The organism is Luminiphilus sp. nBUS_16, assembly GCF_051201645.1.
Lineage (GTDB): Bacteria > Pseudomonadota > Gammaproteobacteria > Pseudomonadales > Halieaceae > Luminiphilus.
In genome coordinates, this window is the sequence record NZ_CP179205.1 from 1,253,923 (window position 1) to 1,268,520 (window position 14,598).

11 protein-coding genes are annotated in these 14,598 nt (G+C 51.3%); 4 read left to right on the forward strand and 7 right to left on the reverse strand.

Translation table 11 applies throughout. The features are described from left to right. Positions 1 to 16: 16 nt before the first annotated feature. The 7 genes from ACMAY6_RS05540 to ACMAY6_RS05570 all read right to left on the reverse strand — a co-directional run bounded on the left by ACMAY6_RS05540 (position 17) and on the right by ACMAY6_RS05570 (position 9,873). Positions 17 to 1,183: a M20 aminoacylase family protein gene (locus ACMAY6_RS05540; RefSeq protein WP_435215156.1), complete on the reverse strand. Its 1,167-nt coding sequence runs from the start codon at positions 1,181 to 1,183 to the stop codon at positions 17 to 19. Between the two features lie 4 nt (positions 1,184 to 1,187). Further along, positions 1,188 to 2,018, reverse strand: coding sequence for a phytanoyl-CoA dioxygenase family protein (locus tag ACMAY6_RS05545; protein WP_435215157.1), 831 nt, complete (start codon positions 2,016 to 2,018; stop codon positions 1,188 to 1,190). Beyond that, positions 2,011 to 3,258 (reverse strand): MFS transporter, encoded by a 1,248-nt coding sequence (locus ACMAY6_RS05550; protein ID WP_435215158.1) that lies wholly within the window; start codon positions 3,256 to 3,258, stop codon positions 2,011 to 2,013. Before ACMAY6_RS05550 ends, ACMAY6_RS05545 begins: the two co-directional genes overlap by 8 nt. Positions 3,259 to 3,667: 409 nt before the next feature. Continuing rightward, positions 3,668 to 5,158: a BPL-N domain-containing protein gene (locus tag ACMAY6_RS05555; RefSeq protein WP_435215160.1), complete on the reverse strand. Its 1,491-nt coding sequence runs from the start codon at positions 5,156 to 5,158 to the stop codon at positions 3,668 to 3,670. A gap of 83 nt (positions 5,159 to 5,241) precedes the next feature. Beyond that, a complete protein-coding gene (locus tag ACMAY6_RS05560) occupies positions 5,242 to 7,956 on the reverse strand; it encodes a TonB-dependent receptor plug domain-containing protein (protein ID WP_435215162.1) in 2,715 nt (904 codons plus the stop codon). Positions 7,957 to 8,317: 361 nt separating this feature from the next. Next, the gene (locus tag ACMAY6_RS05565) at positions 8,318 to 8,707 is read right to left on the reverse strand and encodes an SRPBCC family protein (RefSeq protein ID WP_435215164.1); all 390 of its coding nucleotides are present in this window, start codon (positions 8,705 to 8,707) and stop codon (positions 8,318 to 8,320) included. Between the two features lie 377 nt (positions 8,708 to 9,084). Next, complete coding sequence (locus tag ACMAY6_RS05570) at positions 9,085 to 9,873, reverse strand: SDR family oxidoreductase (RefSeq protein WP_435215166.1); 789 nt, start codon at positions 9,871 to 9,873, stop codon at positions 9,085 to 9,087. A gap of 354 nt (positions 9,874 to 10,227) precedes the next feature. On the opposite strand from ACMAY6_RS05570, the gene ACMAY6_RS05575 reads away from it, so the two are divergent. The 4 genes from ACMAY6_RS05575 to ACMAY6_RS05590 all read left to right on the forward strand — a co-directional run bounded on the left by ACMAY6_RS05575 (position 10,228) and on the right by ACMAY6_RS05590 (position 14,573). Further along, positions 10,228 to 10,599 (forward strand): DUF2147 domain-containing protein, encoded by a 372-nt coding sequence (locus ACMAY6_RS05575; RefSeq protein WP_435215168.1) that lies wholly within the window; start codon positions 10,228 to 10,230, stop codon positions 10,597 to 10,599. Positions 10,600 to 10,654: 55 nt separating this feature from the next. After that, positions 10,655 to 12,475, forward strand: a complete 1,821-nt coding sequence (locus ACMAY6_RS05580; protein WP_435215170.1) for a long-chain-acyl-CoA synthetase — start codon at positions 10,655 to 10,657, stop codon at positions 12,473 to 12,475. Positions 12,476 to 12,510: 35 nt separating this feature from the next. After that, complete coding sequence (locus tag ACMAY6_RS05585) at positions 12,511 to 12,804, forward strand: putative quinol monooxygenase (RefSeq protein ID WP_435215171.1); 294 nt, start codon at positions 12,511 to 12,513, stop codon at positions 12,802 to 12,804. 395 nt (positions 12,805 to 13,199) lie between these two features. Further along, the gene (locus tag ACMAY6_RS05590; RefSeq protein ID WP_435215172.1) at positions 13,200 to 14,573 is read left to right on the forward strand and encodes a DsbA family protein; all 1,374 of its coding nucleotides are present in this window, start codon (positions 13,200 to 13,202) and stop codon (positions 14,571 to 14,573) included. The last annotated feature ends 25 nt before the right edge of the window (positions 14,574 to 14,598 follow it).

The window sequence follows — 14,598 nt, forward strand, 5'->3', positions numbered from 1 at the left end:
CGGAAGACTCGCTGCTTCAATCTGCAAGTTGTTGTTTGACGAGGTTGATCCAAAAGCTTGCGCCAGTGACTAGTATCGCGTCATTAAAGTCATAGTGTGGATTGTGCAAGGCACATCCGCCAACACTATCAACGCCGTTTCCAATAAAAATATAAGCCCCATTTTTTTCCAATAGAAAGTGGGCAAAGTCGTCCGATGCGGTCATAGGAACGCAAGGGTATTCAACGAGGTCTGCTGCGTTGGTGGCTCGAGCAGCGGCTAGGGCGTGCTCAGTCTCTGGTAGGTGGTTGTCGGTGGCACGAAATACACGTTGGTAGGAGAATTGCAGCTCGGCGCCATGAGCTTCACAAATACCCCGAGCCAGCTGCTGTAAACGCGCTTCCATTGTTTGGCTGACTTGTAACTTAAAACTTCTACAATCGCCCTTGATAGTGAGGTTGCTGGGCACGACATTGACCGTGCCATCAGCCTCAATTTCCGTGACCGAGATAACGGCTTGCTCTGCCGGATCAATGGATCTAGAGACAATGCTTTGCATGGCCGAGATAATTTCAGCGCCTATGATCACAGGATCAATAAGTTGATGCGGTTGTGACGCATGTCCTCCACGCCCGATAATCGTCAGGCAGAAATTGTCTTCCCCAGCCATGATGGGCCCCGGTTTAATGGCGAGCTGGCCTGCTGGACGTCCGGGTATGTTGTGCATGCCGTAGATTGCATCCATTTCGAAACGGTCGAATAAACCGTCATCGATCATCATTTGGGCGCCCAATCCGTGCTCCTCGTCGGGTTGGAAAATGAAATATACCGTGCCGTCGAAATCTATTTCTAATAGCGCCTCTGCCGCACCCAGCAGCATCGCACTGTGGCCGTCATGCCCACAGGCGTGCATGCAGCCATCGGTTTGTGATCGATGATCAAAGGTGTTGAGCTCTTGGATTTTGAGTGCATCCATGTCGGCTCGAAGGCCGATGGCCTTGTTGCTTGATCCTTTGCGCAGTGCGGCGACAATGCCTGATTTTCCGATCTCAGTATGGGTTTCAATACCCATTGCATGAAGCTGCTCTGCAATATATTGAGCTGTCTCGGTCAGCTCAAACCCGAGTTCTGGATACCGGTGAAGTGTCTGGCGCCAGCGGGTCAGTTTGCCGGCGTCAAGCACGGGCTGCGACAGTTTTGACACGTTCTTAAAACCCTCTCTTCTGAGTGGCACCAAGGTACAGGATATCGTCTAAATTGGCATCGGCGAGCGCTCGATCGGAAGCCGCCACTGGATCTAGGTCATGTGCCGGTCGGTGAAGTGCAATGCTATTTTCTCGCACATTGGCTCCGCGCATGTTGAGCCAGAGATTTTTTCCCACAAGCTGTTTGATGTTCGGTGGCATAAAAGACTGCATGGCAAAACCGATACGCCGGCGCTGACTCGTATTGGGTCGAGAGCCGTGAACCACTTTGCCATGGTGCAACGACATTTGACCGGGCTTTAAAATAAGGTCCACGGCGTGGGTCTCATCGACATTTTTAACAACTTGCCCTCGGGTCAGAATGTTGTCTTCGGCATAGGTGTCTTCATGATCAAAAATTTCGCTGAGATGTGAGCCTGGAATCATCTGCATACATCCCGTAGCGGGATTGCTTGATGTCAGTGCCAGCCATGGCGTTACGAATGCAGGGCTACTCATTCCCATGTAGGTCGCATCTTGATGCCAGCTAACATAGTGCGGGCTGCTGGGTTCCTTGCAAAAAAGGACCGTTGCCCAAAGCGCAAAATCCGGCCCGATGATGTCCTCTACCGCGTCGAGCACGACAGGGTGATGTGCCAACTCATCAAGGCATTTGTAGGACAAATGAATGTTGTTGCGTTTGTGCGGGTGCGCCATTTCCGGATGGTTGTGTTCAGCCTCTTGAAACCGCTTCAGATAAAGCCCGGCTTCATATTCGCTGATAACATCGATAGGTGAAACAAAGCCCTGCTCGTGGTACTGACGAATCTGCTCATCAGATAAAACTTTACCCATGCTTGAGCAGACCCTTTCTAATGCCGCTGCGATTTACTCTCCGGAGAAGTCCAGCAGCAACGATGCCCACGACTGATAATCCGAGCATGTAAACAAAGGTGATTTGGTAGCCGGGTAGCCCCGGATATTTGTCTAGCCAATAACCAATCATGGGGTAGGTGAAACCCTCGGGCAGGTAGCCCAAAAAACAGGCTACCCCAACGGCAGTTCCCATGGTGTGTACGGGAATTTTTGACTCTGCAAAGGTCGCGTAAAAATTGCCTCTCAGTGCAAAAACACAAAACGCGAGTACAACCATGACATTCGATACGGTCGTTAGATACTTCGCCTCAGCGGGAACGGCAAGCAAGAGCACGACGCAGAGTGCGGCTATTACAAATGCGCAGCCTATGACGATCGTGGCGCCGCCAATTTTGTCAGCAATGAAGCCACTCACGGGAGCCCCGATTGCTTGGATGCCATAGGTTCTTAGAATGCCCATCAATACCCCGTAGGATACGACGGCACCCATGACGCCGGTCATGTAGGGCGTGATGTAACTTTGGCTGGCAAACAAGCCGTAACCGCAAAAAATGATGAGCCCAATAATCCAGACCTGAGGCGTTTTAAGGGCAGCTTTAAAATTTCTTAAGATGGGTTCCGACCCGCCGTACTGAACAGTATCGTCAAACATCATCCAGACGGTGATACCGGCCGCTATGGTTACGACGGCAGTAATATTGATGACCCACATCAAGCCGACCGGACCTTCGCCCATCTCCCTAAAAACGAAGAGCGTGAACATGCTGATGAGAAAGCCAAAGACCCCACGTCCACCCTCTAATAAACCAAATAACCGTCCCTGCTCTTCATCGGGCCCCAAGTTTCGTGTGGCTTTGATAAAGGGCGCCCAAAAAATAATGAGGGTACTGATGCCCCAAAAGCCATAGAGAAATAAACCGCCAACGAAAGATGGGAATGTCGAGAAATAAAAACCGCTCAGCCCTGTCACAATGAGCGAAGTCGCGAGTAGTTTTCTGGGCGAATAACGATCTGCAAGCCAGCCACCGGGGATGTAACCGAAGGTGGCTGCAATACCATTGACAGATTGCATGAGCCCCATTTGAGTGTGAGTGACCCCAAGTGCCTCCTTCATGGTGTCGTAGTAGGAGTATCTTAGAAAAGGGAAGGTGTACACCATTGCACCGGCAAAGCAGAGCAAGGTGAGCAGTAACCATTTCTTTCGAGGTGAGTTAGGCATGCTGACTGAAATCCATGACGGGGCCCTGCTTGGCGGTAAGTGAGGTTTGCAGCGAAGTGCAGCGTTCTGCTGTTTGTAGTAGATTTTCTTGAGGTAGAGTCCCCATGTGCCGCAATTCAGCCAATGCGCTGCCCAGTCAATGGGTGTTGCCAGATCAGCTGGAGTGCGGGCTGCTTTTGGCGCCAATTACGATATTTATGTTTCTTGTGCCTCTATCATCTCAGAGGACAGCAGTCATGCAAAGGGTTTGGTGTTGCTGCTAGCACCGCGTGACCTTTGAGTGTCTTCATAAACCTCTGGAGAGAGCAAACCACAGCTATCTTGGCCATGCTAGCCGGATGAGCAGCTGGCCAGTGCAGTTTGCGCTGCGGCCTATAACCCTTTTTGACTAGGCCTAGGTCGTCAAAACTTATTGGAGATGCGCGGCTGTTCCATGGGCTGAAATGTCGGCAGCTGGTCGAGGGGTATTTTGGTGAGCGAGCCCATCTGGGAACAATAGCCGAGTCTGCTTGACCTCCCCGTCGCGCGCACCGCTGCAGTTCATATCGTAATCTGGAACGGCTGATCGGCCAACCATTGCCGCCATGCGGTGAATCATGAAGGTATAGTTATTGTACTGCTGGCATTCAGTGAGGCCTCCGTTCAAAAAGGGTGGCTCGGAATAAAATAGCGAAGCCTCAAAGTGAGCGCTGGTCAGCAAGATGGTGCCGCCCGTATCGGTTTTAACGCTTTTCAAGGCCCAAAGACTGCCTTCTTGTGGAAAATATAAGTCATCGTTGTTGTTGGTGTCTTGGATATAGTGAGCCCATTCGGTTGACGCCATGTTCCAATCTTTGGTTTGGGTGTAAATATAATTTTCAGTGGCCCCGCCCCAATAAATGGCCCTCAAAGAAAGTTGAGCCTCGTCCCCGCTAGCGCTTATTTGGTGAGAGTCGTACGGGGGGTTGGGACTGCTATCAGAGCGCCAGGGGCCAGCAATTTCTTCTATAGGTCCCTCCAGAAAGGTAGTCGCCAGCGGGCCATAGCCCAGTAGATTCGCGTGATAAGAAATTCCGTTCAATTCCTGACGAGTGAAGTCCTGAGTGTTGTTATCAAAAGAATACGTGCCATCGATCCCATAACGACAAAACTTATCTGCACAATTTTCAGTCGGAACGCCGTCATCTCCTTTCCAGTAGTAACCCGCAGTTGCATAGTAGCCTCCCGCGCAAATCCCTAAATAATTACGGCCCTGGTCCAAAAACTGTGTGAGCTTTGCCTTACCGCTGGCTCCTAAGTTGCGTTGCATTTCATAGGGGTTACCGCCGGGCATGAGAAATAAGGAGGCGTTTGCAAGGCTTGAGGCGCTGCAGCTGTTAAATTCGGCCAAGGTTAGCGTGACATAATTCAGACTCGGATCACCGGCCCAGGTGGTCCTAGTATCGTTTAGGGGCGCCGTATCTTCTTGATGGCGTCGCCCTGTTTTCCAAAAGTCGATGAGTGCCTCCGCCCACATTTGAGTCGTGCCTGTGGTTCCTTCGCCCACATAGATAATGACATCGGTGCTATCGGCGACTTTACAATAACTGGCGCTGCCGCTCTTAGGTGAACCATCACCAATGCCACGGACACTGGTCATGATATCGATAAGATCTGACGCTTGAGTTTGAGTATCACTGTTTGCCAGAGGCACAATGCAGTTCAGCACAGTGAACGAAAGAGCAAAGACGGCTCCACCATTTCTTATGGTGAAGGGAAGAGGTTTTACTAGGTTCAATTGGGCCTGAGTCAGCACCGCTTTGGTGACTCGTTTATGAATGGCGCGATTAGGCGTACCGTAAAGAGATCGGTCCAGCATTGCAGTATTTGGTGCCCTTGCGTTAATGCTTACCTCGTTATCATAGGAGCTCTTGAACGGCATATCTATGCCTCGCTTTGCGGCTTTTTCGGTAAGGCAAAAAAAAGCCGCGACTCACGCCGCGGCCCTTTTGTTACGCTCTGGCGCTACAAAGCAAGCTTGATACGCCCGTACCAAATTTGCCCGCGTGGATCGTGGTGCTTTGGGTCGTAGCTGAAGTTAGCTGCATCGAAGAGCCGAGGTGCGTCCTCGTCAGTAATGTTCTTACCGCCCAAAGTGATCATTGCTTCCGTATTGCCTAGGTTAAAGCTATAGGAATACTGCAGATCAAGAGTCATCCAAGAATCAATGTCCTGTGAGTATCCGCGATCAACCAAAGCATCGGGAATAACACGCGATGTTTCATACTCAGAGGTATAAAAGGCCAGCAGTGCAATCTTGTGATTGCCTACACGCCAGTCGGCGGTAGCGTTGACCTTTGTCTCAGGAATAGACCGTGCAAAGTTGTCGTAGTTAAAGTAACCCGCAACGTCCTGTACCCCGCTGTCGCCTGTACATCCTCGATCGTTGGCTGCAGTGCAGGGGATCTCGTAGCTCAGAAAGTGTGTCGCCGACAAGTGCAGTCCGAATTCACCCGCGTTGGAGGGGATCATCCAGTCTGCCGTCACATCAATACCATCGGTCGTCACTTCTTGAGCATTGAGGTAAGCCACATTGACGCCCGATAGGGTGCCAGCTGAATCACGAATAATGTCAGCACCGTTGGGGTTGTCGTTCAGCTTACCTTGGGCGTTTTCGACTGTGATGACGTCTTCGTATTCAAAGCGCCAGTAATCGAGTCTGAAGGTGAGGTTATCAGTCGGTGTGAATACCGCGCCCATGTTGAAGTTGGTCGAGGTTTCAGGCTCCAGAGCCGTGCTTCCCTGCGAATTCACCCGTACAAACAGCGCGCTGCTTGAGCCACTGGCAGGGTCAACAAGTCCCTGCAGTGAGGTCTCTTGGTTGTATACCTGCACCAATGAGGGCTCACGGAACGCAGAGGAGGCAGAGGCTCGAAGTACCAGCCAGTCAGCAGCTTGCCAACGAAGCGATAGCTTAGGGTCAATGCTGCTATCCGAACTAAGATCCTCGTACCGCACGGCGAGATTAGCTTCCAATGATGAAGTGAGGGGGAAGTTGGCTTCCGCAAATAGAGCGTAGGAATCTCTCGATTCGTCGATGGGTAGGCCACCACCCAAGAAGATCAAGTCAACAGGAATCGTCGCACCTGTTGCAGGATCAATGGACTGTGTATACAGCTCATTACGATTGGCCGAGTAACTCTCCTCACGCCACTGAGCACCTGCGGCAAATCCGACGGGTCCAGCACTCATCTCGAAGAGATCACCGCTCACAACAAAGTCAGCGACGGTTAGATCGGTTTTTTTGTTGGTGAAGGTTTGGTAACTCAGCCATTCGATCAATTCTGGTGAGTTTGCACTGGGGTCGAAAGGGCTGAAAGACTCGGTGCCGCTTGGGCCACCCACACCGCTCAACGCTGCGCTTAATCGCGAGCTGATGGTATCGGGCTGATAGACCTCGCGATCATTTTCAGAGTAGGTGAGTGCTCCCATCCAGCTCCAGCCGCTGTCAAATTCACCGTCGAGCTGCAGCGACGCGCGCAGGGTATCGCTATCTCTCGGCGCCAGCGGGGAGGGGGCCTCTGCACCCAAAGGTCTTCCGTACCAACGAACAGGAACACTAAAGGGGCTGCCTGCTGTGCCAGGTAAAAGCGTGGGAAAGGTGAGGGCCGGGTATGAGGGGGACTGAGGGTTGTCTTTTACCTCGTGATGCGTCCAACCCAATTCGGCTGTTAGCGATAATGCATCAGAAAAGTCATGGGTTAGATTGCCGTAGAGCTGCTGCTTTTCTTCTTTGTTCACAATGTTAAAACGTGGTCCATAGGCAAACCCACACTTGCCGCCACCGCCGGTGCCGGGGCCAAACGCCCCTTGGGGTACAAAGGGCGTACCCGGAGCGCCGCCATTCGCAACACAAGCTGCGTCAGGAACGGTCTCAAGGAAACCATAGCTACCGGCATAATCACCTGTGCCGACGCCGCCGGGTGCCAATGTCAGAAAACTTCGTCCAAGGGTAGAGACCGCATTTTCTGTTGTGTAGGGGCGCTCTGAGGAGCTCAACGGGTCTTGGCTAATAAATGAGCCAGCCAACGTGACGTGAGTGCGATCATTGCCGAAACCGGCTAGGAGGTTGAGGTCGTACTTGCCTGCACCACCATCACTAATTTCTTCATAACCAGTAGAGAATTCAACGCCTTCAAAGTCTTTGCGAAGAATAAAGTTGACCACTCCCGCGACGGCATCAGAGCCATAGGTGGCGGTGGCCCCTTCTTTCAGAATTTCGACACGCTCCAGTGCTGCCATAGGAATGGTGCTGGTATCAACAAACACGCTGCCGTCGTTCGCGGTTGCAGCGGTGATTGTTTGGCGTTTGCCGTTTACTAGGACCAGTGTAGATGTGAGGCCTAATCCACGTAGGTTCACGTTGCTGGTGCCCTGGGTCTCACCCGAGGTGAACGAGTCAGGATTGTTTTCCGTGCCTGAACTCACTGACAATTTGCTGGTCAACTCGCCGACATCAACGGCGCCGGAATTGACAATGTAATCGTTGGAAAGGACCTCTACTGGAGACGCCTCGTCTTGGCTGGTGGAGCGTATATAGCTACCTGTCACCATGACTTCTTCAATTATGCCTTCATCTTGCTGCGCCATAGTTGTGTTGGCTACTGCGAGACATAGTGGTGCCAGTGCAAAGCCGACTAGCTGGTGTCGTAGTGATTGCGTGTGGATTCTATAACTCAAAACTCACCCTCCCAGGGATTTTTATAAGATTCTTAAGAGCGCTCAAGATTTTCTGAGCACTTTAATTGTAAGTATGTTGGAGTTTTTTGTATGCCCAAATACTGCGGGTTGTTTTTGGAATACAGATGTGAAATGAGACCTAATGTCGCACCCCGTCAGCTTTGTGCCTCTCAACACCGCAAACTGGGAGCCCGTGTTTAAAGGCTGCTGTTGGCTACTAATTGTCAGGCTCAAAAAGTGCGAAAAAGCCTAAATGACTTAGGGCTCGAGCTTTAAAGGCTTAAAGCTTTGCTATTTCACTTGTGACCTTTGCCGCTATTGCCTCTGAGTGCTATAGCTTCGGGGTGGCGTGGGCAATGCTTCACCGCTGTGCGGCCAATAATTCCTCTAGGCGAACTAAGCACCCCTCCATACTGGTGCGTATAAAGGCTTCAAGCTCAACAGGAGTGACTTCTGTCTGCCAGAGAAGCCGACACCCAGTACTCGTGGGAATAACCTCAATTCTCGCACGATGTGACTGCAAAGGCCCCGGAGCCTCAATGCAGGAATATTCTAGGGTGTGACACTCATCGCTATGAAGCAGTATTTGCTCTTTAATGTCTCCTGCTCCCGGCAGTGTTAGTGAGCGAACATCGCCCTCTAGGTCGCAATGCTCTACCCCCGGCACCCAATCGACACGATCTGGCGTGCCTAGAATTGCCCACAAACTATCGGCGCTTGCAAAAAATTGATGGTCTATTTCTACTGCCATGACATTGCTCTCTGGCTTATCCGTTGCCGGGTATATCTCAACGGCGTCAGGCCAGTCAAATATGCCACCAAGTGCTGGCCCCCAAGATTAGTGCTGGCTGACTGGTTGCCGCGGCGCTGCCCTAAATGCCCGCGGTCAGAGCCCTTTGCGCAACCCACTAGCCCAGCTATTAGCGATCACAGATACTGGTTGGTGAGGTAGGCCCGGGAGTTAATGCGACATGGGTAGGGTGGCGCCGGGGAGCTTGCTAAGACTGATAATTCAAACGCCTGTTGTTTGAGCCTGCACATCAGTTGGCAAAGCGAAGCTATCGCTAAAATCTTACGAAAAATTTTCGAAGTTGGCGTCTCGTCTTTTTATGCTGCAGGTTTTTGTGATCACGCTTCAGTGAGCGTCTGATGGAACCGATTCATTCCTTTGATCCAACGGTCGTAATCTGCTGTTTTTCGCTGCATGTACTGAGTGACCTCGGGATGAGGCAGAATTAAGAAAGACTCTTCTTGGAGGCCTGCTGTCACGATGTCGGCCACGACGTTGGCCTCGAGCATGCCATCTCCGGCAGCGGCTTGAAGCCCTTCAGTACCGATTTGATCAGGGTCCGTTGCGGTCATAGCGGTACGAACTGCCTGTGGGCACAGTAGCGATACTTTAATGCCCTGATGGCCATAAGTAAGAGCTAACCATTCGCCAAAGCCCACAGCTGCATGTTTGGTAACACCGTAGGCGGCACCGCCTATTTGGTTAAGAAGTCCAGCGGCAGAGGCTGTATTAAGGAGGTAACCGCCTCCTCGCTTGATCATTCGTGGCACCAGATGGCGAGCGGCATAAACGTGTGCCATGACGTTAACATCCCAACTGATTTGCCACTCTTGATCGGGGGATTGCTCGCTGGGCGCTGCAGCCAACCCTGCGTTGCTGCAAAAAAGATCAATGGGGCCCACCTGAGACTCAACGTCTTCGATGACGCGAATCATGTCCGCTTCGCATGAAACGTCTGCGGTCATTGCCAGACAGGCGTTTGCGTCGGCGGTCTCTGCAGCATTCGCGGCGTTGATATCGACGGCGATGACTTGTTTAGCGCCGTCAGCCACAAACTTTTCAACGAGGGCCCTGCCGATACCACTGCCGGCACCGGTGACTACGATAATTTTTTGATTGATTTCCACAACAACGGGCTCCAATGGTTGGTTCAATGCGCTGAGAATCTTCAGACAACTGTGTAATTAAGTAAAGGGTTGCGGCTGCGAGTGGCCCTCGGTCGGGGACGTTGCACTTTGGCGCAAAGTGCTCCCGTAGATTTCTTTTTCAAATAATGCCATCGTTTTTACAGAGCTTGGTGGTTTCCCAACCGCGTTTGTTCCATCACAATCGACAATATAAAGGAATGGACTTGCCATGGCACTCAATATATTGGCATATTCTATGCTAAATAGTGGTGCGGGGCGTTTAAGATGATCGGAGTGTATTAACTAGAATATGTAGTAAACGGCATCGGCAATTCAATAGCAGAGAGGCTCACAATGGTTCGAGGGATTATTTTTTTCATGTTTTTGGGGTTCGCCATGGAGCTTTTGGCCGGCACGATAGAGGGTGTTTGGAAGCGTCAGGGCGAGACGGTTTGGATTCAATTCGACGCTGATAGTAATACGGGTGTTGTTGTTAGAAATGATAAAAACCCGGATGCAGTGGGTTTTGCAGTGGCACGCAACCTTGAGGTGGAGAGTGCTGAAGAAAATACATGGAGGGGCGAGGTGTATGCGCCGCCACTAGGTGAGTATAAGCCGGCGGAAATAACGCTGCTTGAAGAGGACATCATGCGTTTTAAGGTAAAAATAGGGTTTATCAGTCGTTCTGCAGAGTGGGAACGGGTTATGGTGTTACCCGACAAATGAGTCAGGCGAATATCGATCGGCAGGAGTGAGTAAGTGCAGCCTTGGAGGCAAAGTTATGTTGGAAAGGATCCGAAAAATAAAAGAGGTTGCCCGAGTTTTTGGCGAGATGCGTCACTTATTGCCAGCGCTTAATTTTAAAATGCCTGCCCACGCTGAAACTGTTTCGGTGGCCGGAGCGTTTGAAGACACGGTAGCCGATCATACTGAACGTATAATGCTGATTTTTGAAGGGCAAGAGTGGACCTATAGTGAGTTTAATGACTCGGCCAATCGTTTCGCGCGAGTTCTGCAGGCGCAAGGTGTAAAGCGAGGCGACAGTGTTGCTTTGCTGATGGAGAACCGGGCTGAATTTATTCTAAGTTTGTTAGCGACACTCAAAGTGGGTGCAAGTTGTGCCTTGATCAATAACAGTCTGACCGGCGCAGGTCTGGTGCACTGTGTTCAAGCAGCCGGGGCTAATCACATCATTGTTGGCGATGAACGGACTTCGGTCATTGACGCGAGTCGCGAGGCGCTAGCCCTGAGCGATTTTGGGTCCTATCTGTGGTGCTCTGACTCGGGCACATCGACTTGTCCTGATTGGTGTGTAGATCTCAAGGCTGAAATGGCTGGTCAGAGTGCTGAGAATATTCCCATAACCCGAGAGATTACCGCCGGAGAGGTGGCCTTCTATATTTACACCTCTGGCACCACCGGCCTCCCTAAGGCGGCCATTATGCTGCATCGCAAGGCATTGGCAGCTAGCACCGTGTTAGGACGGTTGGGCTTTCGAGTGAAACCCACTGATCGTTTATACCTTTGCTTGCCCGTTTACCATATCACCGGTCTAGGCCCTGGTTTGTTGGCGTTTATATTGTCAGGCGGCTCAGTATTTTTACGGCGTCAATTTTCAGCCTCAAAATTTTGGTCCGAAGTTCAGCAGTTTAAAACGAACAGCTTTATCTACGTGGGCGAACTGTGTCGCTATTTAAACCAGCAGCCCGAACATCCCCAAGAGAAGAATAACCCTTTGGAAAAAATGTTGGGGAACGGGTTAAGACCTGATGTCTGGGATGCCTTTAAGGCACGTTTCAAGGTTGCGCGAATTTGTGAGATCTATGGCAGCAGCGAGGGCAATGTGTCCTTTGCGAATTTCTTTAATAAAGATAAAACCATTGGCGCAACGTTTGCCAAGGTAGCCTTGGTGGCGTATGACCAAGAAAATGAAGAAATCCTGCGCGATGATGAGGGTCACTGCATTGAAGTGGCGGCTGGTACGCCAGGACTGTTACTGGGCGAAATAACCACTGACTATGCCTTCGACGGGTACACCAACAAGGATGCAACAGGGAAGAAAGTTGTTCAAAACGTTTTCAAAGCAGGTGATCAGTGGTTCGATACCGGAGATCTAATTCGAGAAATCGATGTTGGTTTTGCCTTTGGAATTCGTCACTTTCAGTTTGTCGACAGAACGGGGGATACTTTCCGTTGGCGGTCGGAAAATGTGTCGACGAATGAAGTTGCAGAGGTGCTGAATCAACACCCCCAGATTCATCTCTCTAATGTGTACGGCGTCGAGGTGCCGGGTTGCGAGGGTAAAGCGGGAATGGTTGCGCTGGCGGTCGAGTCGCCTGACACTTTCGATGTGGCGGGGTTTAGCCGCTTGGTGGATACAGAGCTGCCTGCGTATGCGCGCCCCGTGTTTATTCGCTTACAATGCGCCCTCGAAACAACGGGCACTTTTAAACTGGTAAAGACCGAGTTAAGAGAGCAGAGCTTTCATTTAGACCAAGTGGGCCAAGACGCAATTTATGTGCGCCCTCCTAAGGCAGAGAGTTACCAGCGCCTTGATGACAGTTTTTATCAAAGCCTGTGTTCAGGAACGGCAGGGTATTAGGTTTTTTTTCAGACAGTGACTTAAGGAAAACAGTGATGGCGATAGGATTAATCGCAACAATAAAAGTGCAAGAAGGCAAAAACGAAGCCTTTGAGACGGCGTTTTTAGAGCTTGCACGACGTGTGCGTGAAGACGAGCCCGGTAATATGCTCTATGCGTTACACCGAAGCACAACAGATACCCAGACGTATAAAGTGATGGAGCAGTATGTCGATGCTGCGGCACTCAAGGCCCATGGTGAAACCGCGCATTTTGCGGCGGCGTTTCAACAAGTAGGAGCGCTCCTCGCGGGTGCGCCAGAGGTCGAGCAGCTGGACGTAATTGGGTAGGAGATTTTTGCTTCAGCGCCTTCAGTCCGTGCTGAGCGGTTCACCCAAAGTCATGTTGATCGTGCTGGCATCAACATTGGGCGAAACTATAAAAGGTAAAATCATTAGCAGCCGGTGGTGGCTGCCTGTTTGCTGTGATTGGCCTGCCTTTAGGTTCACCGTTTTCCGCTGGAGGATGCCTAATTTCCTTGCTCTACAGAGTGCTCTTAACCTTAGATGGGCGCTTTTCAGCGCGTTTAAGACTGTGCCATGAGCCTCAATAAATGCTCGAATTTTTGTGTTTGTAAAGTCAATAGTGTAAGCATTAAACCCCGCGGCAGGGTTTTGCCGGAATGTGTTTGGACCTTCAGTACAACAATGTGTCGGATTCGTACCAAGAGCGCTAGGTGCACAATATGACAGAAAAATTTGAAGACCAGGGGGGCTTGGCAACATCAGACCCTAATCGCCTAGTCCGCTGGATGTCTTCACGGGTAATGACCCGGTTGTTTACGATAAAGCAGGTCAATAAACGTCGGGCGGCCGCAGAGCGGGCGAGGCGTAAAAAAAAGCGGCCTCACACCATCGAATACTTCCATCAGGTTGACGACGCTTATAGCCATTTGGCAGCTCAGTTGCTTGTCAAAATGGCGGATCGCTACGATGTTGAATTGACTTGTCATCTTGTGAATCAATCGTTTGGTAAGAACGTTGCCGAGCCCGAAATGCTTGCTCGATTGTCCCGATACGATGCGCATCAGATTGCGCCAGATTATGGGCTGGAATTTGCTGAGCACAACGAAGCACTTGATCCTGAGCAGATTAAAAAGGCACAGGGGATTTTGGCGGCTGCCAGTGGCGTAAAGCGCGTGTCAGCGGTTGAGCCGGTGAGTCGCGCGCTTTGGTCTGGTGATGCTTCGGAGTTAGATCGACTAGCCGCTGAGCTGGGGTGCGCCTCAGAAGCGGAAGTTGATGCTGCTTTGGCCTTGGGAAACGCGCGCAGGAACGCGCTTAAACATTACTCGGGTGCTATGTTTTATTACGGCGGTGAGTGGTTTTGGGGGGTCGATCGCCTACATCACTTGGAACAACGACTGGCGGAGCTGGGGCTAGATCGCAATGATAGCGCACCATGGTTAGCGCCACGTCAGGAGCCCAATTGGGGTGGTGTACGCAGTGACGGCTCGCTAACGTTGGAAATATACGCGTCATTACGCAGCCCCTATAGCGCTGTAATTTTTGATCGCGCGGTACAACTCGCGAAAGATTCTGGAGTAACCCTCAACCTGCGCCCGGTATTGCCTATGGTTATGCGTGGCGTCCCGGCTACGCCAATGAAGGGAATGTATATTTTTATGGATGCAGCTCGAGAGGCTCGGGCCTTGGGCGTTGACTATGGCAATTTCAGCGACCCCATTGGTGAGCCTGCACGCAAATGTTATTCACTTTACCCTTGGGCAGTAACCCAAGGAAAAGGTACTGAGCTGATCAGCAGCTTTCTGCGCCATGCGTTTGCTCTGGGGGTCGATACCGTAGCCGACAGGGGATTACAAAAGGTCGTTGAGGCGGCAGGGTTAGATTGGCAGGTTGCGAAAGGTCACCTAGGTGAAGCGGGGTGGGAATCGTTATTAGAGGAAAATCGTGTCGCCATGTACAGTGCCGGATGCTGGGGGGTGCCTAGCTTTCGACTGCTCGATGGCAGCGGCGTGCCCATTGTCTCCCTATGGGGCCAAGACCGCCTTTGGGTTATTGCCCGAGAGATACGAAAGCAATTGCAGGGCCCAGTCTGACGGCTTGGAACCCGTTTGAAGATGC